This is a genomic window from Sphingomonas aestuarii, assembly GCF_054457155.1.
The window spans coordinates 1-22,663 of the sequence record NZ_JBTKVV010000005.1 but is presented as its reverse complement, the minus strand read 5'-3'; the positions used below and the strand labels follow the sequence as shown (position 1 = coordinate 22,663).

At 63.0% G+C, this 22,663-nt stretch carries 22 protein-coding genes, 1 tRNA gene and 1 pseudogene; 11 read left to right on the top strand and 13 right to left on the bottom strand.

Translation table 11 applies throughout. From position 1 onward, the window contains the following. Positions 1-90: 90 nt before the first annotated feature. The 3 genes from ACX0GZ_RS10745 to ACX0GZ_RS10735 form a co-directional block, all read right to left on the bottom strand. Positions 91-1,683: a lysine--tRNA ligase gene (locus tag ACX0GZ_RS10745; protein WP_458816250.1), complete on the bottom strand. Its 1,593-nt coding sequence runs from the start codon at positions 1,681-1,683 to the stop codon at positions 91-93. A gap of 69 nt (positions 1,684-1,752) precedes the next feature. Further along, positions 1,753-1,983 carry a hypothetical protein gene (locus ACX0GZ_RS10740; RefSeq protein ID WP_458816248.1) on the bottom strand — a complete coding sequence of 77 codons (231 nt, stop codon included), beginning with the start codon at positions 1,981-1,983 and terminating at the stop codon, positions 1,753-1,755. Positions 1,984-2,049: 66 nt separating this feature from the next. Further along, positions 2,050-2,418, bottom strand: a complete 369-nt coding sequence (locus tag ACX0GZ_RS10735) for a DUF6481 family protein (RefSeq protein WP_458816246.1) — start codon at positions 2,416-2,418, stop codon at positions 2,050-2,052. A gap of 458 nt (positions 2,419-2,876) precedes the next feature. On the opposite strand from ACX0GZ_RS10735, the gene ACX0GZ_RS10730 reads away from it, so the two are divergent. From ACX0GZ_RS10730 to ACX0GZ_RS10705, 6 genes are all read left to right on the top strand, one after another. Continuing rightward, positions 2,877-3,548, top strand: a complete 672-nt coding sequence (locus ACX0GZ_RS10730) for a spermidine synthase (RefSeq protein ID WP_458816244.1) — start codon at positions 2,877-2,879, stop codon at positions 3,546-3,548. Positions 3,549-3,775: 227 nt separating this feature from the next. Further along, positions 3,776-3,955 (top strand): 50S ribosomal protein L32, encoded by a 180-nt coding sequence (rpmF, locus tag ACX0GZ_RS10725; RefSeq protein WP_458816242.1) that lies wholly within the window; start codon positions 3,776-3,778, stop codon positions 3,953-3,955. A gap of 38 nt (positions 3,956-3,993) precedes the next feature. Next, entirely contained in the window at positions 3,994-5,052 is a 1,059-nt protein-coding gene (gene plsX, locus ACX0GZ_RS10720) for a phosphate acyltransferase PlsX (RefSeq protein ID WP_458816240.1), read from the top strand. After that, on the top strand, positions 5,049-6,020 hold the full coding sequence (locus ACX0GZ_RS10715; RefSeq protein WP_458816238.1) for a beta-ketoacyl-ACP synthase III: 972 nt from the start codon (positions 5,049-5,051) through the stop codon (positions 6,018-6,020). The genes plsX and ACX0GZ_RS10715 overlap by 4 nt, the downstream gene beginning before the upstream one ends. An 89-nt stretch (positions 6,021-6,109) precedes the next feature. Then, positions 6,110-6,409: an integration host factor subunit alpha gene (locus ACX0GZ_RS10710; protein WP_458816236.1), complete on the top strand. Its 300-nt coding sequence runs from the start codon at positions 6,110-6,112 to the stop codon at positions 6,407-6,409. Between the two features lie 8 nt (positions 6,410-6,417). After that, positions 6,418-6,750 carry a MerR family transcriptional regulator gene (locus ACX0GZ_RS10705; protein WP_458816234.1) on the top strand — a complete coding sequence of 111 codons (333 nt, stop codon included), beginning with the start codon at positions 6,418-6,420 and terminating at the stop codon, positions 6,748-6,750. A gap of 106 nt (positions 6,751-6,856) precedes the next feature. Here ACX0GZ_RS10705 and ACX0GZ_RS10700 read toward each other — a convergent pair whose 3' ends face one another. From ACX0GZ_RS10700 to nadB, 4 genes are all read right to left on the bottom strand, one after another. After that, entirely contained in the window at positions 6,857-8,383 is a 1,527-nt protein-coding gene (locus tag ACX0GZ_RS10700; RefSeq protein WP_458816232.1) for a lipopolysaccharide biosynthesis protein, read from the bottom strand. Further along, positions 8,380-11,151 carry a DNA polymerase I gene (gene polA / locus ACX0GZ_RS10695; protein ID WP_458816230.1) on the bottom strand — a complete coding sequence of 924 codons (2,772 nt, stop codon included), beginning with the start codon at positions 11,149-11,151 and terminating at the stop codon, positions 8,380-8,382. The genes ACX0GZ_RS10700 and polA overlap by 4 nt, the downstream gene beginning before the upstream one ends. Before the next feature lie 190 nt (positions 11,152-11,341). Next, positions 11,342-12,562 (bottom strand): serine hydrolase, encoded by a 1,221-nt coding sequence (locus ACX0GZ_RS10690; RefSeq protein WP_458816228.1) that lies wholly within the window; start codon positions 12,560-12,562, stop codon positions 11,342-11,344. Between the two features lie 148 nt (positions 12,563-12,710). Then, positions 12,711-14,312 carry an L-aspartate oxidase gene (nadB, locus tag ACX0GZ_RS10685; RefSeq protein ID WP_458816226.1) on the bottom strand — a complete coding sequence of 534 codons (1,602 nt, stop codon included), beginning with the start codon at positions 14,310-14,312 and terminating at the stop codon, positions 12,711-12,713. A gap of 251 nt (positions 14,313-14,563) precedes the next feature. Here nadB and ACX0GZ_RS10680 point away from each other — a divergent pair, with 251 nt between their 5' ends. Together ACX0GZ_RS10680 and ACX0GZ_RS10675 are read left to right on the top strand one after the other, a co-directional pair. Next, a complete protein-coding gene (locus ACX0GZ_RS10680; RefSeq protein ID WP_458816681.1) occupies positions 14,564-15,139 on the top strand; it encodes a LolA family protein in 576 nt (191 codons plus the stop codon). A gap of 459 nt (positions 15,140-15,598) precedes the next feature. Beyond that, positions 15,599-15,685, top strand: a tRNA-Leu gene (locus ACX0GZ_RS10675). 567 nt (positions 15,686-16,252) lie between these two features. On the opposite strand, the pseudogene ACX0GZ_RS10670 reads toward ACX0GZ_RS10675, so the two are convergent. Further along, positions 16,253-17,287, bottom strand: a pseudogene (locus ACX0GZ_RS10670) (recombinase family protein); the annotation flags it as partial. Further along, the gene (locus ACX0GZ_RS10665) at positions 17,268-17,480 is read right to left on the bottom strand and encodes a hypothetical protein (protein WP_458816225.1); all 213 of its coding nucleotides are present in this window, start codon (positions 17,478-17,480) and stop codon (positions 17,268-17,270) included. The pseudogene ACX0GZ_RS10670 and the gene ACX0GZ_RS10665, both read right to left, overlap by 20 nt. Before the next feature lie 104 nt (positions 17,481-17,584). Between ACX0GZ_RS10665 and ACX0GZ_RS10660 the strand changes: the two genes are divergently transcribed. Both ACX0GZ_RS10660 and ACX0GZ_RS10655 read left to right on the top strand, forming a co-directional pair. Beyond that, positions 17,585-17,908, top strand: coding sequence for a hypothetical protein (locus ACX0GZ_RS10660; protein WP_458816223.1), 324 nt, complete (start codon positions 17,585-17,587; stop codon positions 17,906-17,908). A 361-nt stretch (positions 17,909-18,269) separates the two neighbouring features. Then, entirely contained in the window at positions 18,270-19,124 is an 855-nt protein-coding gene (locus ACX0GZ_RS10655) for a hypothetical protein (RefSeq protein WP_458816221.1), read from the top strand. 3 nt (positions 19,125-19,127) lie between these two features. On the opposite strand, the gene ACX0GZ_RS10650 is transcribed toward ACX0GZ_RS10655, so the two are convergent. The 4 genes from ACX0GZ_RS10650 to ACX0GZ_RS10635 are packed head-to-tail and all read right to left on the bottom strand — an operon-like array spanning position 19,128 to position 21,731. Further along, positions 19,128-19,886 (bottom strand): ThiF family adenylyltransferase, encoded by a 759-nt coding sequence (locus ACX0GZ_RS10650; RefSeq protein ID WP_458816219.1) that lies wholly within the window; start codon positions 19,884-19,886, stop codon positions 19,128-19,130. 10 nt (positions 19,887-19,896) lie between these two features. Then, the gene (locus ACX0GZ_RS10645) at positions 19,897-20,271 is read right to left on the bottom strand and encodes a hypothetical protein (RefSeq protein WP_458816217.1); all 375 of its coding nucleotides are present in this window, start codon (positions 20,269-20,271) and stop codon (positions 19,897-19,899) included. Further along, a complete protein-coding gene (locus tag ACX0GZ_RS10640) occupies positions 20,272-21,180 on the bottom strand; it encodes a hypothetical protein (protein ID WP_458816215.1) in 909 nt (302 codons plus the stop codon). Further along, positions 21,177-21,731, bottom strand: a complete 555-nt coding sequence (locus ACX0GZ_RS10635) for a hypothetical protein (protein ID WP_458816213.1) — start codon at positions 21,729-21,731, stop codon at positions 21,177-21,179. Before ACX0GZ_RS10635 ends, ACX0GZ_RS10640 begins: the two co-directional genes overlap by 4 nt. Before the next feature lie 182 nt (positions 21,732-21,913). On the opposite strand from ACX0GZ_RS10635, the gene ACX0GZ_RS10630 reads away from it, so the two are divergent. After that, on the top strand, positions 21,914-22,534 hold the full coding sequence (locus ACX0GZ_RS10630; RefSeq protein WP_458816211.1) for a hypothetical protein: 621 nt from the start codon (positions 21,914-21,916) through the stop codon (positions 22,532-22,534). The last annotated feature ends 129 nt before the right edge of the window (positions 22,535-22,663 follow it).

Here is a 22,663-nt window from a genome sequence, read left to right as displayed (position 1 = left end):
CGTGAGCGAAGCGTTGCTCGACTACGCTCGAAACGAACGGTGGTGAGGTAACGCGTAACTCAATACTCCGGCTTTCGCCTGAGCACCGGGTTACGCTACCTTCGCCAGCGCATCCGCAATCAGCTTGCGGCTGTTCTCCACGCCATAAAGCGCGATGAAGCTGCCCATGCGCGGTCCCTGGCTCGACCCCAGCAGCGTTTCGTAGAGCGCCTTGAACCAGTCGCGCAGCGCTTCCTTGCCGAAATGCGTCTTGCCGATTTCATAGACATGGTTCTGGATGTCCTCGGCGCTGGCACCCGCTCCCCCTTCCGCGAGCGCGGCGTCGAGATCGCGCAGCGCCGTCACCTCGACTCCTTCGGGCGCGCGGCGGTTTAGAGTCGGCGCGACGAAATCGCGGCCATAGGCGAGCGCATAGCCGATCAGATGATCGAGCGCCGGATTCGCCTCGGGCGAGGCATCGGGGACGTAGTTCTTCAGATAAGCCCAGACCTGTTCCTTGGTCGCGTCGCCCATCACGCCGACCAGATTGAGGAGCAGGCCGAAAGTCACCGGCAGCGCCTCCTCGGGCGGTGGTCCGCTATGGATGTGATGCACCGGATTGCCGAGCCGCTGTTCGACCGCCTGACCACCGTAATTGGCGCGGAACTGCCAGTAATCGTCCACCGCGCGCGGGATCACGCCCATGTGCAGCGCCTTGGCCTTTTTGGGTTCGCGATAGATGTAGAAGGCCAGGCTCTCGTCCGGGCCATAGGTCAGCCATTGTTCGAGGCTGAGGCCGTTGCCCTTCGACTTCGAAATCTTCTCGCCCTTTTCGTCAAGGAACATTTCGTAGTTGAAGCCTTCGGGCGGACGGGCGCCGAGCACGCGCGCGATCTTCGACGACTGGATCACCGAATCGATCAGGTCCTTGCCCGACATTTCGTAATCGACGCCCAGCGCGACCCAGCGCATCGCCCAGTCGACTTTCCATTGCAGCTTGGCACCGCCCGACAGGATCGACTGTTCGATGCGTTCACCTTCGTCCTCGAACGCGACGATCCCCGCCTCGGCATCGATCACCTCGACCGGCACCTGGAGGACGACGCCCGATTTGGGGCTGATCGGCAGGACGGGCGAATAGGTGGCCTGACGCTCGGCGCGCAGCGTCGGCAGCATCACGCCCATGATCGCGTCGTAATTGCGCAGCACGCCACGCAGCGCGTCGTCGAACCGGCCCGACCGGTAATAATCGGTGGCCGAGACGAATTCGTAATCGAAGCCGAACTGGTCGAGAAACGCGCACAGCCGGGCATTGTTATGCGCGGCGAAGCTGTCATGCGTGCCGAACGGATCGGGCACTTTGGTCAGCGGATGGCCGATATAGTCGCCCAGCATCTCGCGGTTCGGCACATTGTCGGGCACCTTGCGCAGCCCGTCCATATCGTCCGAAAACGCGATCAGCCGGGTCGGGATGTCCGACATTTCCTCAAAGGCGCGGCGGACCATCGTCGTACGCAGCACTTCGTTGAACGTGCCGATGTGCGGCAACCCCGACGGGCCGTAGCCGGTTTCGAACAGCACATGGGCTTTCGCGGGCGGCGCATCCTTGTAGCGCGCGAGGATCTTGCGCGCTTCCTCATAGGGCCATGCCTTGGAGGCGAGCGCGGCGGCGCGGATGTCAGCTTTGGTGGGTTGATCGGTCATGCTGGGCATCTGGCGTGTGCGCCGCAAAATCGCAATCGCGTTTCTGCCGGGCGCCGGTTGGCGTCGGTGTCAGTCGGCGCGAACGATCGGATGCGACAGCCGGACATGGTCGAGCAACGATTCGATCGCCGCGACTTCCTGCGCGCTGCCCTCTGGCCGCACCGTCCAGTTGCAATGCGGATAAAGGTCGGCGGGCAGCATCCGCACCGGTCCCAGCGCCAGCCGCCACTGACGCTGGGTGCCGCCCGAGCGGCGCGCCAGCGTCGCGACCAGCATGTGCTGAAGTTCCGATGCGGTCATGAAAGAGGCCCGGCGGCTGTTCCGTATCGCCGCCGCGCGTCGAAGCGAACGCGGCGGCGCGTGGCGTTATTTCTTGCCGACGCGCGCCTTGCGGGCGGCGTAGCGGGCGTCGCGTGCGGCCTTCAGCTCGGCAGCGGTCGGCAGCTTGGGGCGGGCCTTCTCGGCGGCTTCGGCGGCGGCGATGCGCTCGGCCTCGGCGGCAGCTTCGGCGGCTTCGGCGGCGGCCTTCTTCTCGGCGGCGATGCGGTCGCGTTCGGCCTGCTTTTCGGCGCGCTTGGCCGCCTGCGCGGCTTCCTTGCGCTCGGCGGCGGCGCGGCGCTCGGCAAGCACGGTTTCGTCCACCGGCGGCTTGTTGCGGAGCTTTTCGAGTGCGGCCTGCTTGGCCTTGGCGGAGCGCTCTGCGCGTTCCTGAAACGTCTGGTTGAACGAAGGCATAAGGGAGTGCGGGTTCCTGATGTTGTCGAAAGACTCGGGCACGCTCGCCCATCGAGCGCGGTCCATTGCTGTCCCGATAGGGCAAAACGCCGCATTTCGCAAAACTAGGGTCAGGACCCATTAACGGCGCGGATCGTGATGTCGCCCTGCAGGTTTGTGGCAAGGAAAAGCGCCGAAGGCGGGGCATCGCCCCGTCGAGGGGGTTTGACGCGGCCACGGGCCTGCAGGGCGACACCCCGAAGGGGCGGGGCGGGAAAGCGGCCTGACGGCGTTGCGCGATTGCCAGATAGCGTTGCTATCTGCCGCACGCGCGCCTTGCCAGCCCACTTTCCCGCCACCGTCACGACCGCGCCGTTAATGGGTCCTGACCCTAGCGGCGTCCGGGCGGCGCGCAGGCTCGCCTTGGCGGGGCGGTGCGGCTATCGGCAGGGCGATCCGCCCGATGCGAAAGTGATGCGATGACCCCCCGAGAATTGCTCGGCACCGCGCAGGTGCCCGGCGGCCAGTTGCTGAGCCTGTACCGGCGAGGGCGCGATTTCATGATCGTGCTCGACCGCAACGAATTGATGAGCAGCCGGATGAGCGGATCGGAAGAGGCGCTCGCCAAGCTGACGATCGACCGGCTGGGCGGGCACGCCGCGCCGCATCTGCTGATCGGCGGCTATGGCATGGGCTTCACCCTTCGCGCGGCGCTCGCGCGGCTGGGCGTGGATGCACGGGTGACGGTCGCCGAACTGGTGCCTGAGATCATCGACTGGGCGCGCGGGCCGATGGCCGAACTGATGGCCGGGTGCCTGGACGACCCCCGCGTGACGCTGGCGATGGGTGATGTGGCCGACGCGATTGCCGATAGCGCGGGGCGCTATGACGCGATCCTGCTCGACGTGGACAACGGCCCCGACGGGCTGGTCCGCGACGCCAACGACCGGCTCTATTCGGCGCGCGGGCTTCAGGTGGCGAAGGCGGCGCTCAGGCCCGGCGGGGTGCTGGCGGTGTGGTCGGCGGGCGCGGACGCCGCCTTTACCCGGCGGTTGCACGAAGCGGGTTTCGCGGTGGACGAGGTAAAGGTCCGCGCGCGCAGCAACGGCAAGGGACCGCAGCATGTCATCTGGTTCGCGCGGCGGGGGTAAGGGGTTTCCTGTCGAGCGTCCGGAGGATTGTGGTGCCTCATCGGCATCCCACGCATGGGCAGTGCTTGCAACGGCGCGGAAATTCGGTATAGGCACCCGCTCGCCTCGCGACCTCGCTATCCCGCTGGTCCGGCGGGTGGCCGGAGACGGTCGCTTGTCCGGAAAAGCGCGGTCGGCGTATCGCGACACCCGATTCGTTTCTGCTCGATTTCGTAGAGGTTGCCGAGATGGCCGTTCCAAAAAGAAAGACTTCGCCTTCGCGGCGTGGCATGCGTCGTTCGCACGATGCGCTCAGCGTTCAGGCATTCCAGGAATGCTCGAACTGCGGCGAGTTGAAGCGCCCGCACACATTGTGTTCGGCATGTGGCCATTATAACGGCCGCGAAGTCATTTCGGTCGAAGGCTGATCCGCCTCCCACCCCGTTAGTTGAGGTTGGACCCGCGCATGTCTGCAAGCTCCAGGATCGCCGTCGATGCGATGGGCGGTGACGAGGGGCTTGCGGTGATGCTCGCCGGTGTTGCACGTGCGCGACGCCGGTTCGACGGTCTGCGCTTCCTGCTGGTGGGGGACGAAACGGCGATTCGCGCCGGGCTCGAATCGCACCCCAACCTGACGGCCGCCTCCGAAATCGTCCACGCGCCCGATCAGGTCGGCGCGAACGACAAGCCGAGCCAGGCGATCCGGCGCGCGAAGACCACGTCGATGGGCATCGCCATCGATCTGGTGAAGCGCGGGCAAGCCGCCGCCGCCGTATCCTCCGGCAATACCGGCGCGCTGATGGCGATGGCCAAGCTGTCGCTCAGGACGATGAAGGACATCGACCGGCCGGCGCTTGCCGCGTTGCTGCCGAGCCTGGGCAAGACCGATACGGTGATGCTCGATCTGGGCGCCAACACCGAGGTCGATGCCCGCAACCTGATCGAATTCGCCGTCATGGGCGCGGCCTATGCGCGGACCGCGCTCGACCTCGATCGCCCGCGCGTGGCGTTGCTCAACATCGGCACCGAAGAAGGCAAGGGCACCGACGAGATTCGCGATGCCGCCGCGGCATTGCGTCTGGCGGTCCATCTGCCGATGGAATTTACCGGCTTCATCGAGGGCAACCGGCTGTCGCGCGGCGAAGTCGATGTGATCGTGTGCGACGGCTTTTCCGGCAATATCGCGCTGAAGACGATGGAAGGCACGGCGCGGTTCGTGGCGGACCTTTTGAAGCGCGCCTTTTCGAGTTCGGTACGCTCGAAGCTCGGCTTCCTGATCTCGCTGCCCGCGACGCGGTTGTTGCGCGATCACCTTGACCCCAACAACCATAATGGCGCGGTGTTTCTCGGTTTGAACGGGCTGGTCGTCAAAAGCCATGGCGGCGCGAACGAGATGGGCGTCGAGAACGCGATCGCCGTCGCGGCCAAGATGGTGCGCGACGATCTGACCGCGCGCATCCACGAAGACCTTCGCCATTTCGAGGAAGACGCACGCGCCGCGCAAGCGGGAGTGCCCACCAAGTGACACGCCGCGCGGTCCTGAAGGGCACCGGCTCCGCCTTGCCGCGCAACCGCGTGTCAAACGCGCAACTCGCGGAGCGTGTCGATACCAGCGACGAATGGATCGTCGAGCGCACCGGTATCCGCTTCCGTCACATCGCCGAGCCCGACGAGACGACGGGGACGCTCGCGACCGAAGCCGCGCGCAAGGCGATCGAGGCGTCGGGACTCGCCCCGACCGACATCGACCTGATCGTGCTGGCCACCGCTACCCCCGACCAGACGTTCCCGGCGACCGCGACCAAGGTGCAGGCCGCGCTCGGCATCGACGATTGCGTCGCGTTCGACGTGGCGGCGGTGTGTTCGGGGTTCCTCTATGCCGTGCAGGTCGCCGATGCGATGATCCGCTCCGGCGTTCACACCCGAGCGCTGGTGATCGGATCGGAGACGTTCAGCCGCATCCTCGACTGGGAAGACCGCACCACCTGCGTCCTGTTCGGCGACGGCGCGGGGGCGATCGTGCTGGCGGCCGAGGATGTGGACGACGCCGCCCCGCGCGGCATCCTATCGACCAAATTGCACGCCGACGGGCGGCACAACGAACTCCTCTATGTCGATGGCGGGCCATCGACCACCGGCACCGTCGGCAAGGTGCGGATGAAGGGGCGCGAGGTGTTCCGCCACGCGGTCGTCAATCTGGCGAGCGTGATGAACGAGGCGCTCGAAGGATCGGGCTTCACCGCCGAGGACGTCGATTGGGTGGTGCCACACCAGGCCAATGCCCGCATCCTCGACGCCACCGCGCGCAAGCTCAACCTGCCGCCCGAAAAGGTCGTGGTAACCGTCGATCAGCACGCCAACACCTCCGCCGCATCGGTGCCGCTCGCGCTCGATACGGCGGTGCGCGACGGGCGGATCAAGCCGGGCCATCTGGTGGTGCTGGAGGCGATGGGCGGCGGCTTCACCTGGGGCGCTGCGGTTCTGCGAGTCTAAAACGGGACGGAAGCGCGATTCGCTTCGCTTCCGCTCTTGCTAAACCCATGCTATCATGGGTGATCACGGCAATTGGGGGTCGAACACCTATGGCTGCGGGCGAAACTCTGACACGGGCCGATCTGGCCGAGGCGCTCAATCGGGAAATCGGACTGTCGCGCGCCGACAGCGCGGACATGGTTGAAAAGATCCTGTCTCATATGTGCGAATCGCTTTCGCGCGGTGAGAATGTGAAGATTTCCGGCTTCGGCACCTTCGTCCTGCGCGACAAGGGCGAGCGGGTGGGCCGCAATCCCAAGACCGGCGTCGAAGTGCCGATCGCCCCGCGCCGCGTGCTGACGTTCCGCGCCAGCCAGATGATGCGCGACCGCATCGTCGCGGCGGGCTGAGCACGGGGTTGGCGACCGGCGACAAGGCCGAGGGTGCGTGGCGCACCATTGGCGAATTGTCGCAGGAAATCGGCTTGCCGCAGCATCGGCTGCGCTATTGGGAAACGCGCTTTCCCCAGCTGAAGCCGCTCCAGCGCGGTGGCCAGCGCCGTTATTACCGGCCCGAAGATGTCGAACTGGTGCGCCGGATCGATCGGCTGCTCAACCATGAAGGCTACACCATCGCGGGCGTGCAGAAGCTGCTCGCGGGCGAGCGCCGCGCGCCGCGGAGCGAAGTGGTCGATCAGCGCGCGCAGTTGCGCCTGATCCGCGACCGGTTGCGGCGGGCGCTCGGGGGCTAGCCCTAACGATTGCGCTCCTGCGAAAGCAGGAGCGTTGGCAATCGGTCGCTGCCGGGTTGTGTCAATCTCCAGCGCTCCTGCTTTCGCAGGAGCACAAGGTGGAGGCTCATCCCACCTTCGCCCCCGGATCGAGCGGCGCTTCGGGGCGGGGCAATTTCTTGAACAGGGCGCGGTCCTCGGGTTCCAGCGCCCATTTGCCCAGCACGAAGAAATAGACCGCCAGGATCATCGGGATGCCGATGATGAGCTCCGCCCATTCCGGCAGTTGCGTGACGAAATAACCGGTGACCAGCGCCGCGAGGATCGCCCAGACGAACGGCCAGCGCAGGCCCGACACCGGATGCTGGAGGATGCGTTTCAGGAACCAGCTTTTGACGAACGACCCGATCGCGAGCGACGCCGCCAGCGCCACCGCCGGACCCGCCGCCTGCCAGGTTTCGGGCCAGCCAAGGTCGCGCATCACGAAGACGAGCAGGAAGCTCAGTGCGATCTGAAAGCTCAACAGGATCGCCGACAGCATCAGGTTGCGGTGCCGCGCGACATAGACCAGCCCGGCTTCCGCCACCGCGCCCTGTGCGGCAAGCACTTCGGCGGCGAGGAGGAAACACAGCGCACCGGCACCCACCACGAACTCCGGGCCGATCACCCCCATCACGCCTTCGGCCGGGATACCGCCCGCCAGCGCCAACGCGGCTTGAGCGGCCATGATCCAGAAGCCGACCTGACGGATCTGGCGCGCGACCGCCGCCTTGTCGTTTTCCGCGAGACTCCGGGTGATGACCGGGCCGAGCACGGGGTCGAAGCTGGTCTTCAGCTTCTGCGGCAGCGACGCGACCTGCTGCGCCATGTAATAGATGCCGACCACAGCGGGCGAAAAGAGCAGGCCGAGGATGAAGCGATCGACGTTGCGGGTGCCCCATTCGATCGCGTCGGCCCCCGCGAGCGGCCCGTTCCGGCGGGCAAGTGCGAACATCTGGGAAAAGCGCGGGTTCCATCCGCGCGGCAGGCCATAGCTTTTGATGAACGGAATCATCGAGGCGATCAGCGCCGCCGCCATCGACAGGACATAGGCGATGATGAGCCCGTCGCGCGACGACACATAGGACAACGCCCAGGCCGCGATCGAGATCGTCCAAGGCTCGACCACCGCGCGCGCCGTCACGGTGGCTTTCACGTTGTGGCGATAGGCAAGCGCCGCCAGGCTGACGTCCGACCAGGCGAGCGCGAAGATGACGCAAGGCAACAGCCATTCGAGCCCGATCACCTCGGAATTGGGGTACATCGCCTGCGGAAACACGAACAGTACGGCGCTGGCGATCATCGACAGGACCAAGGCGACGACAAGGGCATCCCAGACGACATGCGCGTGCGGGCGATCGGTACTCGACAGCGCCTGCGCCAGCCCGCGTTTGAGGCCCAGCGTCGCAAGCAATGCCGCGAGTTCGACCACGACGACCGCAAGCGCGAACCGCCCGACGATCTCCGGGCCATAGATGCGCCCCGCGATGAACAGGAACGGCAGGCGCGCCAGCAACCGCAGCGCGAACCCGAACACATTGGTCCGCCCGCCGCGTGCCAGCGCGTTGATATCGTCCGATGGCGGCTTTGCGCCTTCGGTCGGGGACTGGCTCAATGCGCGGCGCCCCAGCTGGGGCCGACGCCGATGTCGACGCCGAGCGGGACGGTCAGCGTGATCGCCGGTTCCGCCGCCGTCGCCATGACGCGTTCGATGATCGGCTTGGCGGCTTCGACATCGCCTTCGGGCAATTCGAACACCAGTTCGTCATGCACCTGCATCAGCATCCGCACGTTCGGCAGCCCCGCCTCCGCAAGCGCAGGCCCCATGCGAACCATCGCGCGTTTGATGATGTCGGCGCTGGTGCCCTGGATCGGCGCATTGATCGCGGCGCGCTCCGCCCCTTGGCGTTCGTGCTGGAGCTTGGATTTGATCCGCGAAAAATGCGTCTTGCGCCCGAACAAGGTGCGGGTGAAGCCGTGTTCGCGCACGAATTCCAGCGTTTCGGCGATGTAGCGGTTGATGCCGGGGAAGCGTTCGAAATAGCGGTCGATCATCGCCTGCGCCTCGTCGGCCGAGACGTCGAGCCGCCCGGCCAGTCCCCAGCGCGAAATGCCGTAGAGGATGGCGAAGTTGATCGTCTTGGCGCGGCCGCGCGTCTCGCGGTTGACCTCGCCGAACAATTCCTGCGCGGTCATGTTGTGGATGTCGTCGCCGCGCGCGAAGGCGTCGCGCAGCGCGGGCACTTCGGCGATGTGCGCGGCTAGCCGCAATTCGATCTGCGAATAGTCGGCGGCGAGGATGACGTTGCCGGGCTCCGCCACGAAGGCGTCGCGGATCTGCCGCCCGATTTCGGTGCGAATCGGGATGTTCTGGAGGTTCGGGTCGGTCGATGACAGTCGCCCGGTCTGCGCGCCGGTCAGGCTGTAGCTGGTGTGGACGCGGCCCGTCCTGCCGTCGATCTGTTGCTGGAGCGCGTCGGTATAGGTGGATTTGAGTTTCGACAATTGCCGCCAGTCGAGCACCTTGCGCGCGATCTCCACGCCCTCGGCGGCCAGCCGCTCCATCTCGTTGACGTCGGTCGAATAGACGCCCGACTTGCCCTTGCGACCGCCCTTCAGCCCCATCTGTTCGAACAGCACGTCGCCCAATTGCTTGGGGCTGCCGATGGTGAATTTGGTGCCCGCGATGCCGTGGATTTCGGTCTCAAGGCTCGCCATCTGCGCCGCAAATTCCTCCGACAGACGGGACAAGACCTTCGCATCGACCTTTACGCCTGCCATTTCCATGTCGGCGATGACCGAGACGAGCGGGCGATCGACGCGTTCATAGACACGCGTCACTTCCTCGCGTGTCAGCCGCGGTTTGAACCGCCGCCACAGGCGCAGCGTCACATCGGCGTCTTCGGCGGCGTAGCGGGTCGCGGCTTTCAGATCGACTTCGTGGAAACCAATTGCTTTTTTGCCCGTGCCGGTCACGTCCTTATACGCGATGCAGCTGTGCGACAGGTGGGTGGCGGCGAGTTCGTCCATGCCGTGGCCGTGCAGCCCGGCGTCGAGATCGAAGCTCATGACGATGGTGTCGTCATAGGGCGCGACGTTTATCCCCAGCTTTCGGAGGATGATGAGGTCGTATTTGAGGTTGTGCCCGATCTTGAGCACGGCGGCATCCTCGAACAATGCCTTCAGTTTCGGCAGCGCGATGTCCGGCGACAGCTGAACCGGCTTCTCCGCGAACATGTCGCTGCTGCCATGCGCCAGCGGGACATAGCAGGCGAGATTGGGGTGGAGCGCCATCGATACGCCGACCAGTTCGGCCGACATCGGGTCTTTCGCCGTCGTCTCGGTATCGATCGCAATCCAGCCCTGATGCCGCGCGACCTGCATCCAGCGGTCGAGCGCGGCTTCGTCGGTGACGGTTTCGTAATTGTCGTGGTCGCATGGCGGGTCGTCGGGCAGGTCGGGCGCAGCCGCGGTGGTCGGCTCGGTGCTGGCGGGCGCATCGACCCCGGCGGGCGCGTCGCCGGGCAATTTGGCAAGCAGCGACCGGAATCCGTGATGCTCCAGAAACGCCCGCAAGGGCGGTTCGGGAATGCCCTTCAATTCCAGCGAATCGAGCGGGTCCGGCAGCGGCACGTCGCACGCCAGTTCGACCAGCTTGCGCGACAGCCGCGCAGCCTCGGCATGTTCGATCAGGTTGTCGCGCATCTTCGACGGCTTCATCGACGGCGCGGCGGCGAGCACCGCTTCGACATCGCCATGTTCGAGGATCAGCTTGGCCGCGGTCTTGGGGCCGATGCCGGGGACGCCGGGAACATTGTCGACGCTGTCGCCCATCAGCGCGAGCACTTCGCCCAGCTTGTCGGGGCCGACGCCGAATTTCTCGACCACCTCGGGCGGGCCGAAGCGCTTGTCCTTCATCGTGTCGAGCATGTCGATGTTCGGCTCGGTGAGGAGCTGCATCAGATCCTTGTCCGAACTGACGATGGTCACCGACCAGCCCTGTGCCAGTGCCGCCTTCGAATAGCTGGCGATCAAATCGTCGGCTTCCCAGCCCAGTTCCTCGATGCACGGCAGGCTGAACGCGCGCGTCGCGTCGCGGATCATCGGGAATTGGGGTTTCAGGTCCTCGGGCGCGGGCGGGCGATGCGCCTTATACTGGTCGTAAAGTTCGTTGCGGAACGTGTGCTCGGACTTGTCGAGGATGACCGCCAGATGGGTCGGGCCGTCGGCCTTGTGCAGCTCGTTGACGAGCTTCCACAACATGGTCGTATAGCCATAGACCGCGCCCGCCGGCTCGCCGTGCTGGTTAGTCAGTTTTGGCAGCACGTGATAGGCGCGGAAGATGAAACTCGATCCATCGACCAGGTAGAGATGATTGGCCATCGCCGGGGCTTAGCAAGCCCCACGCGCGCGCGCGAGATGCGATTAGGTCACATGGCGCGAGGGAATGCCTCCCTCCCACCGTTCGTTTCGAGCGAAGTCGAGAAACGTGACCTTGCAGCTTGCTAAGCGGTTCTCGACTTCGCTTGAAACGAACGGGGTAGGGGAATGGTCAAGCAAACGATGCGATTGCTCACATTCCGGATCGCGTTTGGCCCGATTGCGGCGACCCCGACGATGCCATGCGGTCCGGGCGGTGGTTCGCGATCACCGTGCGCGTGACGGCGTGCATCAGTTCCTGACGCCGGGGCACCGGGCGGCTGGTCTCCCCGATCAGGATCGCGATCGCATAGCTCTTGCCGTCGGGGGCGGTCAGGATGCCGATGTCGTTGAAGCCCGCGGTGCGCGGCGGAAGGTCTTGCCCGGTGCCGGTCTTGTGCCCCCACAGCCAGCCTGCGGGCACCGCGTGGCGCACGCGCGAGCGACCGGTGCGGGTCTCCTGCATGGTGGAGATCAGCCAGGTGGTCGACGCCGCCGACAGCAGATTGCCCTGTTTCAGACGCGCCAGCGCATCGACCATCGCGTGCGCGCTCGCGCCATCTACCGGGTTGGCGACATAGGCGTTGAACGCACGTTGGCGCACATCCATCGGTAGCGCGGCGCGGGCGGTGTAGAAATTGCGGCCGATGCTGTAGGACTGGTTCCAGGTCAGCCCGGCGGTTCCCGCCTGGAGCAGCCGTTCGCCGGGGCCGAACTTGATGCTGCCCAGCGCCTTTCGCCGGATGAATTCGTTGACCGCGTCCGACCCACCGGCAAGCGTCCGCAGCCGGTCGTTGGCCGTATTGTCGCTGGCCGTAATCGCGCGGCGCAGCAGGTTTTCGACCGTCGTCGTGTGGCTGCCGTCGCGCAGCACCAGTGATGCGATCGGCTGATGAAACAGCGTCAGATCCTGGCGCGTGAGCGTCACCGGGTCGGACAGGTTCAACAGGCCGCGATCACGCTGGTCGAGGATGGTCATCACCACCCACATCTTGCTGACGCTCTGCTGCGGCAGCGGCGTGTCGCCGCCCGCGCTGACCGTCCAGCCATCGTCGATCGATTTGATCGCGATGCCGACGCGACCACCGAAATCGCGGTGCATCGCCTCGATACTCGACACCAGCACCGCCGGCGGCGCGGCAGGGCGAGGGGCGGGCGGGGGGACGGGAATGGCGACGCGGTTGCTGGGCGGTGCGACGAACGGGCGCGGGGCGGGGGTGGCGGCGGCCGTTCGGGCGGCGGGGACCGGTTCGGCACGCGCCGCGCCCGCAGGGATGATCCCTTCGTGCAGCGCGCATCCCAGAAGCACGACGGGTGCCAGCCCGGTGATGGTCAGTGCCCGCTGCCGCGCGGTGAATGCTTCGAAAAAACCCAACGCTTCTACTCGCCCCTTGCCCGTGTGCGATCATGCGCCCTGAGGGCTGTGCCCGGCAAGCCGGGTTCCAAGCCCATGCGACGAACAATGCCACCTTAACGACGAAAAGTGAATCCCCCTGAAATATGGGGATTCTGTGGCATACGGATTATGGGACCAGGATCGTGTCCTCGGCGCGTTCGGCCTGTTCGGGATAATCGAGCGTGTAATGCAGTCCGCGGCTTTCCTTGCGGTGCAGCGCGGACTTCACGATCAATTCGGCCGATTGGAGCAGGTTGCGCAGTTCGATCAGGTCGGGCGTCACGCGGAAATGGCCGTAATAATCGGCGATTTCCTCCTGAAGCAGCTTGATCCGGCTGGCGGCGCGCTGGAGTCGTTTGGTGGTCCGGACGATGCCGACATAATTCCACATGAAGCGGCGGATTTCGGTCCAGTTCTGTTTGATGACGACTTCCTCGTCGCTGTCGGTGACGCGGCTTTCGTCCCAGCCGCGGATGGCGGGAACCGGCGACAGGTCGTCCCAGCTTGCGGCGATGTGCCTGGCCGCGCTCTCGCCGAACACGAAACATTCGAGCAGCGAGTTGGACGCGAGCCGATTGGCACCGTGTAGCCCCGACTGGGTGCATTCGCCCGCCGCGTAGAGGCCGGGCAGGTCGGTGCGCCCGTCCCGGTCGATGACGATCCCGCCGCACGTATAATGCTGGGCGGGCACCACCGGGATCGGCTGCGTCGTCATGTCGATGCCCAGCCCCAGCAGCTTGGCATGAATCGTCGGAAAATGCTCGCGGACGAATTCGGGCGGCTGATGGCTGATGTCGAGATGGACGTAATCAAGGCCCAGCCGCTTGATCTCATGATCGATCGCGCGCGCCACCACATCGCGCGGCGCGAGTTCGGCGCGGGGGTCGAACTCGGGCATGAAGCGATTGCCGGGCTCCCCCTTTTCATTTGGGGGGATCTTTAGCTGCCCGCCTTCGCCGCGCACCGCCTCGGTTATCAGGAAATTCTTGACCTCCAGATTGAACAGGCAGGTCGGGTGGAATTGCATGAATTCCATGTTCGACACGCGACAGCCCGCGCGCCACGCCATCGCGATGCCGTCGCCGGTCGCGCCGCGCGGCGCGGTCGAGAATTGATAGGTCCGCCCCGCGCCGCCCGTCGCCAGGATCGTCGCGCGCGCGGTGAACAGGCTGACATGGCCGGAAACCTTGTCGACCGCATAGGCCCCCCAGACGCGGCCCGCGCCCGAATAGCGTTCCTCGTGTCGGCTGGTCGCCAGATCGATCGCCACCTGATGGGGGACGAGGGTGATGTTGGGATGCGCTTCGGCGGCACGGATCAGGGCCTCCTGAACGGCCCAGCCGGTGGCGTCGTCGACATGGACGATGCGGCGATGCGAATGCCCGCCTTCGCGCGTCAAATGCAGCGCCCCGCCGTGGCTGTTGAACGGCACGCCCAGTTCGACGAGGCGGGCAATAGCGGCGGGGGCACCCTCGACGACGAATTCGACGATGTCGCGGTCGTTCAGGCCCGCGCCTGCGATCATCGTATCCTCGACATGATTGTCGAACGTGTCGCCCGGTTCGAGCACCGCGGCGATCCCGCCCTGCGCCCAAGCGGTCGATCCTTCGTTGAGCGCACCCTTGGCGAGCACCGTTACACGAAATCGATCGGCCAGATTCAAAGCCGCGGTCAGCCCCGCCGCGCCCGAGCCGACGATCAGGATATCGCTTTGCCGCGTCTCGCCCAAATCCGTGCCTTCCGATCTTTCGCATGTCGAAACCCGCGCGGTCTAGCGCCAGTTGCAACCGGGTTGAAACAAATCTTGATCGCGCGCCGATAAAGTTGCGGGAACGCAATGAAGGGTGAAGGGGTTGGGCGGGTTCACTATAGGTTCAAGCCCGCCCCCCTAGGCCGCCGGGCATGATGTGGAGAAAGAACAACGTGAAACTGCGCGTTTCCCTGACCCTCGCGGCGGCTGCGGTCGCGGCGCCTGCCTTCATGACGTCGGCCCCGGTGGCGGTGGCGCAATCGGGTGATCTGGCCGCGGTCCAGCGTCATCTGCAACAGACCGAAAGCATGACCGCCGCCTTCACCCAGACCGACCGCGCCGGAAAGGTGCTGACGGGCACGATGACGCTGAAAAAGCCGGGCAAGATCCGGTTCCAGTATCAGCAGGGCATCCCCTATCTGATCGTCGCCGACGGTCGGAACCTCTATTTCCTCGATTATCAGGTGCGCCAGCAGCAGCGCTGGCCGATCGGCGATTCGCCGCTGGGCGTGCTGATCGATCCGCGCCAGGACATCACGCGTTATGCCAAGGTCGTGCCGGGCAGCGACCCCCGCGTGCTGACGGTCGAGGCGCATGATCCCAAGCGCCCGCAATACGGCCGGATCACGATGATCTTCGCGCGGGACAATGCCGCCCCCGGCGGGTTGCGCCTGCAGGGCTGGGTTGCGCTCGACAGCCAGAACAACCGCACGACGATCCGGCTGAGCGATCAGAAATTCAACGTCGCGGTCAACGATCGCACCTTCCGTTGGAACGACCCGCGGCGCGGCGGGCGTCCGGGTTAGAATTTAGCGCTTCCACGCTCCGTTCGTGCCCGCTGCCGCCACAAATCTTTCAGCCCGTTCATCCCGGCGACAGCTTCGCGCTGCTAGTTATGAAGGTGCGGAGAGTGGGGTTCCGGGATTTCCCCCTGTTGACCGGACCAAGTCCCTCTCCCGCCTGCGTGACGAACGCTAGGTTGGCCCTCGTTCCATGCCCCCGGAGCGAGGGCCTTTCTATTGGTGGGTCGAGATTTAGCCGAGGACGGGCCGCGAAGCACGCTCGGCTGCGCTTCCGGTGCTCACGTGCTTGAGTACGCTGCGCGCCGGTTCTCGCTGAGCATCCTTCTCGCCTCGTCCTCGGCCAAATCTCGACCCACCAATCCACCGGGATAGAAAAGCATGGGTGCGGCATTGCCAGCCGTGGCACCCTTTGCTAGGGGCTCGCGCCTGCCAGCGGCCGGAGCGATCCGGCGGCGTTTCCGTGCGGCCATGGCGGAATTGGTAGACGCGCAACGTTGAGGTCGTTGTGGGCGAAAGCCCGTGGAAGTTCGAGTCTTCTTGGCCGCACCACTCCCGAGCAGAAGAGGGCACCACAGGTGCGATCTGCTCGGGGTCCCTGCACGAGGCCATTTCGAGCGATTTGATGGGACCGGTAATCGTGATGAGTTTTGGCTCTACGACAACTTTCGCAATGAACCGGCGTGCGTACCCCTGACGAAGGACGGGGTCTTTCGAGCGTAATTTCTGCGAGATAACCTCACCCAAACGAGACACCGCTTCGGGCGTGACTCGCCGCTCAGCCGAAGATAGCTGCTGTTCGACCAGAACAATCTCGGACTCGATATCAGCGCGACGACTGCGCTGCGCGGCAAGGCGCGAGGCAAAATCAGCGTCGCGAGGGGTCACAACTCCCTGCTCGATAAAATCAAACATATTTTGGATGGCACCATCTACGCGCGTGCGCTCAGTTCGAAGTGCCTTGAGATGCGCCTGGCGGTCCCGAACCGCAGACGAACTATTGTCAAGCAAATTGGCAAGCAACGCTTTCAACCGATCGGGCTGGAGCAAGCGTTTTTCCAGCGCATCGATTACGATGCTTTCCAGCCTCTCATCGCGGATGCTTGTGCCCTGACACGCTGTCTCGCCCCGACGCAGCCGCCGCGAACAGCGATAGTAGCGATATCGCCCACCTTTGCCTGTGGCGATGGTGAGAGCATTGCCACACTCGGCGTGCCCGCATTTAGCGATACCGGCAAGCATTGTCGGTCCGGAAACGATTCGAGCCGGGGTGATGTGGCTGGCATTTCGCGCGATACCAGCTTGCACATCCAGCCATTCGGGCTCTGGAATGATGACTGGTGCAGCTACCACCAGCCAATCCTCCTCAGGCCGCTTGATATCGTTGCGCGTATCATGAACGCCGTAGAGATGCTTACCGCAATAGGTCGAGCGCGTGAGAATGTCGCGCACATTGGAGACATGCCATTTGCGGCCTCGAAGCGTCGATCCAGTTGCATTCAGGTGACAGACGATTTTCTTGTAGCCCATCGGTCCGTGCCCGATGCCGATCCGCTTCATGCGGAATATCTGTTGCACTTGGAGCGCTTCGGAAGGTTCGATCGCCAAACGCTTCTTCGCTTTTGGCCCCCGCATCTCGGCGATTTCGGTCGTATAGCCGAAGGGTGGCACTGAGCCGTTCCAAAACCCCGCTTCGGCGTTGCGCCGCATGGTGTCGAGCGTGAACTTGGCAGTTTGCCTGGATTGATATTCGTCGAAATTGGAAAGCACCGAGCGGACGAGATCGCCTTCTGCGTCGTGTCCGACCTCTTGGGTGATCGCGACCAGCCTGATGCCTGCTCGCTTCAGCTTCCGGCGATAATGCTCAAGCAGGTAATGATCGCGAAATAGCCTCGAGAAGCTGTAGACGCCAATTTCCGTAATGCCGCTCCCTGGTCGCATCGCATGCTCGAACAGGGCCTGGAGGCCTGGTCGATTGTCTGTCGTTCCTGACAGACCACCGTCCCGGTAAATGCCGACCAACTCGATCCCCCGCTGACTGTAATGCTTTGTGAGCCGCTGCTCCTGATTTTCGAGACTGATGCCGCCATCCGCCTGGCGCTGCGTAGACACACGGATATAACCAAGCGCGTGTTCAGTCTTTATCTTCAACATGATCAGGGCCTTCGAAAATGTAGCGCAGTTCGTCCGCGCTCAGCAGGGTCGAGAGCCATTCAGACTCAGATCGATCGAGACAAAACGTGGTCGCAAGTTCATCACGGATCTGACGTTCGTCTGAGTTCGACGAAGTGAGGGTGACGCACCCAGCAGTTTTCACGCGCTTGTTGGAAGATTTCGGGCCGCTCATGGCCCCGGCTTGTCACGCCAAAGGAATCGTCATCTTGGGACATTCTAAAAGAGATTTTAAAGAAAGAGGTAGGGAATGGATCTGATTGTGGTCTGGAAAATAGAATGGAAGATTTAATGGAACTTACTGTTATTGGTGTCGCCGCCGGCCTTTGGCTGATGCCATTCGGGCTTCGACTGTTGATCGAAATTATTGCCACGGTTATGATGTTTGCTTTGGAGCTACGGGCACGCGGCAATGCGCGTACGATGTGCGAGATGGGTAACAGATATGTGGACACGCTAAATTTCGATCGAAAATCCAGCCGCGCCGAGCGACGGGCGATGGCGACCGGCTTGCGGCTTGCTCTCCGGCAGACGAGCGCCACGAGCCTGTTTCCCACGATTGGCGATCGGGCGCGGCATCTTGCATCCTCCTGCAATCGCTGACGGCGCGACGCCACAGTTCAGCCCTCGGGTTCGACAGACGCCATCAATGCGGCTTCCCGACCATCGCATTGGAGGATGGGATCCTGCTCTCCCTGCTCCCAGGTTATAAGGCGAATTTCACGACAGAAGGCGCGTAGATGCTTCGATGTGCGATACCACATCGCTTTGGGGCAAGTCCCGCAAGCAGGCATTTGACCGGATAACTGCAGCGAATCACTATCGCTGAGGGTCGGGCCGACAAGGCCTGGCAATGTTGCTTTCGTAGCGCCTGTCATAGATGGATCCCGGGTGGTTTTCTGGCGGTGTGATCGACAGTGATCGAACCCAAAGCAACTAGCCCTGAGGATGAGCGTCGACGGACATGCAACGACTGAAAAACATCGTTGAACAGATGCTCGGCATGCTTGAGCCCGAGCACTATCACATCCTTACCAAAGACCGGTTCGCGGTTGAGGTCGGGAACGCAACGATCACCTTCGATGCATCTGCCGCCGCGATCGAAACATCGCTCGAGCAACTTGCAACGGCGATCGAGGCGGCAGTCGCCCACACGCGCGTTCAGGCCATGCTCGCGGCCGTGGAGGCGGTCGCGAAGCCATTGCCACTGTGGCTTATAACCGGCTCCAGCGTCCTTGCTTCCTGGCTCGATTGGTCGGGAACCACCGCCGCTTTTCGGAAACGGCTCAGCCTTTGCGATCACACTGATGCCGGCCCCATCATTGGCAGCTTTGATCGTCGCACACGCCGAAGCCTTGGCCAGACGGCTGCAAAAATCCGGGTCCGAAACAGCTTGGCGATTGCCGAGCGAGTGGAACTCCCCGGATCGGTTAGATGCATTGCAACCCTCGGACAGCAAGCGCGGTTTAGAATTGAGGGCATGCAATTGCCCGAGACACTGGTGACGAGCATGGGGCAATCCCGATCTGCCTCGAGGGTCCGGTTCGTTGCCGAAGTTTGTGAACACCCGTTTTTTAGCGCGAACGGACTGAAGCTCGCTGGCTGCCGCAATGATCGCAACGCTGTGATAATCGAAGCTGAAAACCATTGGCGGCCACTCAGACCGATACCTGGTGCTGCCAGGGCGGCGATTCCAAACGATGCCGACGAGACATACCCTTGGCGTGCGACCGATCGGGAGATTGCCGAACTATACCAACTGGTCGATCACGGGCGAGCGAACATCGAGATCTCTCGATTAGACAGATGCACCATTTGACCATCAGCGCCGGTCTTCGTTGACGATATTGTTGCCATCGGTCGAATACACAGCGTGATATTCCGCCTCGGTGTCGAGGTAGAAACCGCGAAGCTGCTTGTACTGGATCACCGCCAACGTACCGGCAAGCATGTTGAGATCGGCCACCTGGATGTTGCTTCGGTAAAGATCATCATCATCGCGACCGGTTACAGGAATGCGATGTTTTTGATGGACATGGTCGCGCATCGCCGGCGTGCTGCTGGTAACCCGAACTAAACCCGTCAATTGATCGTCGATCAGCGATAGCCCCAGTCCGCAGTCGATGAACGGCAACGCCATCGCTTCCAGTTCCGGGATGAGGAACGCGCGCGCCTCGACACTATCCACGCAGATGAAAACGAAATCGACGTCTGCCAGAAGTTGGAGGTTGTCGGGCCCAATATGGACTGCGTGCGCTTTGATGCCCTGATGCATGCGACCATAAACCGCCGCGAAATGAGCAACTTTCGGTGGGGCAGCGACAATGTCCGAGTAGGCTAAGGCACCTGGCCAGCGGAATGCGTTATGCTGTTCCACCGTGTCGCCATCGATTAGCACAATTTCATCAACCGGCGTTTTGCTGATCAGATCAAGCACGACCGACCCGGTGCCTCCCAGGCCGACTATTGCAATCCTGCCGCCGGAGAGGCGCTGGGATATCGCCTCAATGCCGGCCCGGCTCGAAGCTGTATCTGCATAAACAAAGGGTGCGTCGGCCTCATCGACGCGCGCGAGATTCAAAGAGGGTGGATCAGCTCGCAAAGGTCGATACCGCGCTTACGAGCAGTCCTTCGGTCAACGGGACCGTGTCGCCAGGCGTTAACAGACCTTCTGAAGCTGGGGCGACGCCCTGACGATAGCTGACCGTTGCACCTTCAGGCGTCCGGAGTTGTCGATTGGGAAAGGCAATGCGCAGCAATTGCTCGAATGTTGCAACCCTTCCACGCAGCGAATGCCACCGGCCGTTGATCGAAATCGATGTGCGACCGGCGGTGACACTGGCAATGCTACGACTGGCGCGCCTTGTTTCCTCGACGAGATAAAGGCGAGTGCCGCGCGCGGGCGCAGCACTCGCGCCAATGATGGGTCGTTCGGGCGACACGACTGGGTGTTTGTTAGACAGCATTTATCTTCTCCGCGAAAATTGAAACAAGGGCGAATCGATATCCTCGACAACATCTTCTCGGTGTGGGGATTGAATCGACTTCAGGGCATCGATCATGCTGGCGTAAAGCTGCTTCGCTTTCGGACCGCCGTGCGGAAGATGCCCACAGATCCGTGCCCAAGTGTATGCGGGATTGGTTGGATCAATCCCTAAATCGCCCATTGCCTCGAGCATGATCGACAATGCCAACAAGGAATCGATGTTGGCAGGCGGAGCCTCGAAAGTGACATGCCTGAAGCATCGGCGAAGCGCTGTCGGAGGCGGGCGTGTCGGGTCGCACTGCAGGATCCAGGTGACCTCGCTGAGATCTACCGTCGTTTTGAGCTGATCCTCGCTCCAGTCGAGGCCAGAATCGGGGTCGACCATCGTCATGAAACCAGCCAATACATCGTCGCTGACATGTTCGGTCCCCACTACCGTGACGATCGGATTAGCGCAGCGCGCAGCCGCCATCGCAATCGTGATCGGGAGTGCCCAAACCGCCTCTGTCACGCTTCTCGAAGCCGCGATGTTACTCGCGATAAGGGGATCGGATAGATTGAGGATTACATGCTGCACACCGACGACGCGCGAGAGCCAACGGGCAGCATGAGTGCGTCCGGCGCCGGGCGGACCAACAAGCATGATCGGACTTCCGCGGAACCAGGGACGTTCTTCGGCGATTGCTTCTTTGCAACTTTCCGCAATCCATTGCCGGAACGCAGGTTGGTGGTCGTGCATGATCCGGATCGGAATACCGTCCGGCCCGAGTTGATGACCGCCTAGAAGCGCAAAAGGTTCGCCCAGCCCAAGAGGCGCGGTCGAACCATCGAATGATCGACCCACGATCATCGCCGGCGTCGCTAGTTCAAACGGGACCATCTCTATCATGGCTCGCCTCGCCACATGCGAAGCGGGCGCACCCCGCCAGCGCTACGGCCCTGCTTCTTCACAAGACGCTCGGTTTCGAACATCTCATCGGTGAGCAGGCGAGTCAGAGCCTCATCGCCGTGCTCTGCCGCAAATTCGAGAAATTGAAGAAATCGAGCGCGTTGCCACCGAAGCCAGTCGCACAGCCGATCGCGCTCTGCGGCGCGATCATATACCACTTCCCAGTCAGCGACGGTTTCACTCTTGCGGCATAGCTTAAGGGAGAAACCGCGCCTTTTTTGCGCTGTCAGAAGCTCCACGGTTTCGTGGTCACGAGCGTATTCTGCTGCTTCTTCCGCTTGGGCCCGACGCTCGTCCCGAGCATCCGTGATGATGCTATCTACAATTCCGTCGAGGTCTGCGGTGCCCAATACTAGCGTAAGGTGACCGAAAAACATGAGATCCACGCTGTCCGAACTGACGGCATCCAAAACAGCCTGGACGTCTGCGTCGCTTTCGAACTGGCGTGTCCAAAGTGTCTTGGCCGCTCGGTGGTCGGGCAACGCAAACATCAGGTGAAGGATAGTTGCCTTACGAGCATCCGCTGTCAGGGCGAACGGGACGTCTGACGCGCGGTCCGCGGCGGGCAACAGGGAGGATGGAAGCCACCTCATCCAATTGTCTATAAGATCGTATGCGATGCCGTGTAAAGCTTTTTCTTGCGCCGGATGTGGGAGGCGGCGATGCCCCGCCAATGCGAAACCCTCACCAACGCGCGATCAATCTGTCCTTCGCCGATGCGATCACCGTCCTGCTGGAGGCGTGCATGCTGCCGCCTTCCGCACGCACGGCGTTGGATGCCCGTATTCGACATTTGCAAAGACTCGGCGTCCCCGCCCGATCGCCTGATCAGCGGATGAGTCGTCTTGCCTATGGCATTCCAGAACTGGCCGCACTCGCAACGGCGATACGGCTGATGACAGCTTTTATGGTTCCCACGCTCGCTGCCCGATATGTAACAGAACGCTGGGAAAAATTAGCGGCGTTCAACCTTGCGGGCGCGCGCGAAGTGTTACCTGCTGACTATTTGATGCGCCGATCAATAACTTGTGGAACGATCGCGATCATCGAGGGGAATGCTCTTGCCGACCTAGGTCAAAAAGGGCGCCATGACGAACGCTATGTTGGAAAGCTGGGGAGCATTGCGATCGTCAACGATGATGCAATTGGTCTTGCGGCAATCAAGCATGGTAGTGGTCTGTTTCTGGACAGCCGCGCCTATATGCCCGTCATCGTCACTCGCTCAATCGAGCTAGGCCTAGCGACGGAAGCTGATTTGGCCAGCGAACTCGATCGCCTTAGATTTGTAGGTTGAGGGGTTGTTGCGGAGCGCTGGTTCACAATACCGAAGATCGCGGTCGGCAATTTCGCTAAGTTCTATCGCGAAAGCCCGCCTGTTCATCCGACTGGGGCGACGATTCGAAGTGACCGTTATTGGGCCGGA

What these genes read in the sequence shown, in the direction of transcription:
- ACX0GZ_RS10630 (WP_458816211.1), top strand. Translation starts at nt 21,914, where the DNA reads ATGCGAAACCCTCACCAACGCGCGATCAATCTGTCCTTCGCCGATGCG.
- ACX0GZ_RS10730 (WP_458816244.1), top strand. Translation starts at nt 2,877, where the DNA reads ATGACCCCCCGAGAATTGCTCGGCACCGCGCAGGTGCCCGGCGGCCAG.
- plsX (WP_458816240.1), top strand. Translation starts at nt 3,994, where the DNA reads ATGTCTGCAAGCTCCAGGATCGCCGTCGATGCGATGGGCGGTGACGAG.
- ACX0GZ_RS10740 (WP_458816248.1), bottom strand. Translation starts at nt 1,983, where the DNA reads ATGACCGCATCGGAACTTCAGCACATGCTGGTCGCGACGCTGGCGCGC.
- polA (WP_458816230.1), bottom strand. Translation starts at nt 11,151, where the DNA reads ATGGCCAATCATCTCTACCTGGTCGATGGATCGAGTTTCATCTTCCGC.
- ACX0GZ_RS10745 (WP_458816250.1), bottom strand. Translation starts at nt 1,683, where the DNA reads ATGACCGATCAACCCACCAAAGCTGACATCCGCGCCGCCGCGCTCGCC.
- ACX0GZ_RS10640 (WP_458816215.1), bottom strand. Translation starts at nt 21,180, where the DNA reads ATGATAGAGATGGTCCCGTTTGAACTAGCGACGCCGGCGATGATCGTG.
- ACX0GZ_RS10655 (WP_458816221.1), top strand. Translation starts at nt 18,270, where the DNA reads ATGCAACGACTGAAAAACATCGTTGAACAGATGCTCGGCATGCTTGAG.
- ACX0GZ_RS10680 (WP_458816681.1), top strand. Translation starts at nt 14,564, where the DNA reads ATGACGTCGGCCCCGGTGGCGGTGGCGCAATCGGGTGATCTGGCCGCG.
- ACX0GZ_RS10660 (WP_458816223.1), top strand. Translation starts at nt 17,585, where the DNA reads ATGGAAGATTTAATGGAACTTACTGTTATTGGTGTCGCCGCCGGCCTT.
- ACX0GZ_RS10665 (WP_458816225.1), bottom strand. Translation starts at nt 17,480, where the DNA reads ATGAGCGGCCCGAAATCTTCCAACAAGCGCGTGAAAACTGCTGGGTGC.
- ACX0GZ_RS10735 (WP_458816246.1), bottom strand. Translation starts at nt 2,418, where the DNA reads ATGCCTTCGTTCAACCAGACGTTTCAGGAACGCGCAGAGCGCTCCGCC.
- ACX0GZ_RS10645 (WP_458816217.1), bottom strand. Translation starts at nt 20,271, where the DNA reads ATGCTGTCTAACAAACACCCAGTCGTGTCGCCCGAACGACCCATCATT.
- ACX0GZ_RS10635 (WP_458816213.1), bottom strand. Translation starts at nt 21,731, where the DNA reads ATGTTTGCGTTGCCCGACCACCGAGCGGCCAAGACACTTTGGACACGC.
- rpmF (WP_458816242.1), top strand. Translation starts at nt 3,776, where the DNA reads ATGGCCGTTCCAAAAAGAAAGACTTCGCCTTCGCGGCGTGGCATGCGT.
- ACX0GZ_RS10710 (WP_458816236.1), top strand. Translation starts at nt 6,110, where the DNA reads ATGGCTGCGGGCGAAACTCTGACACGGGCCGATCTGGCCGAGGCGCTC.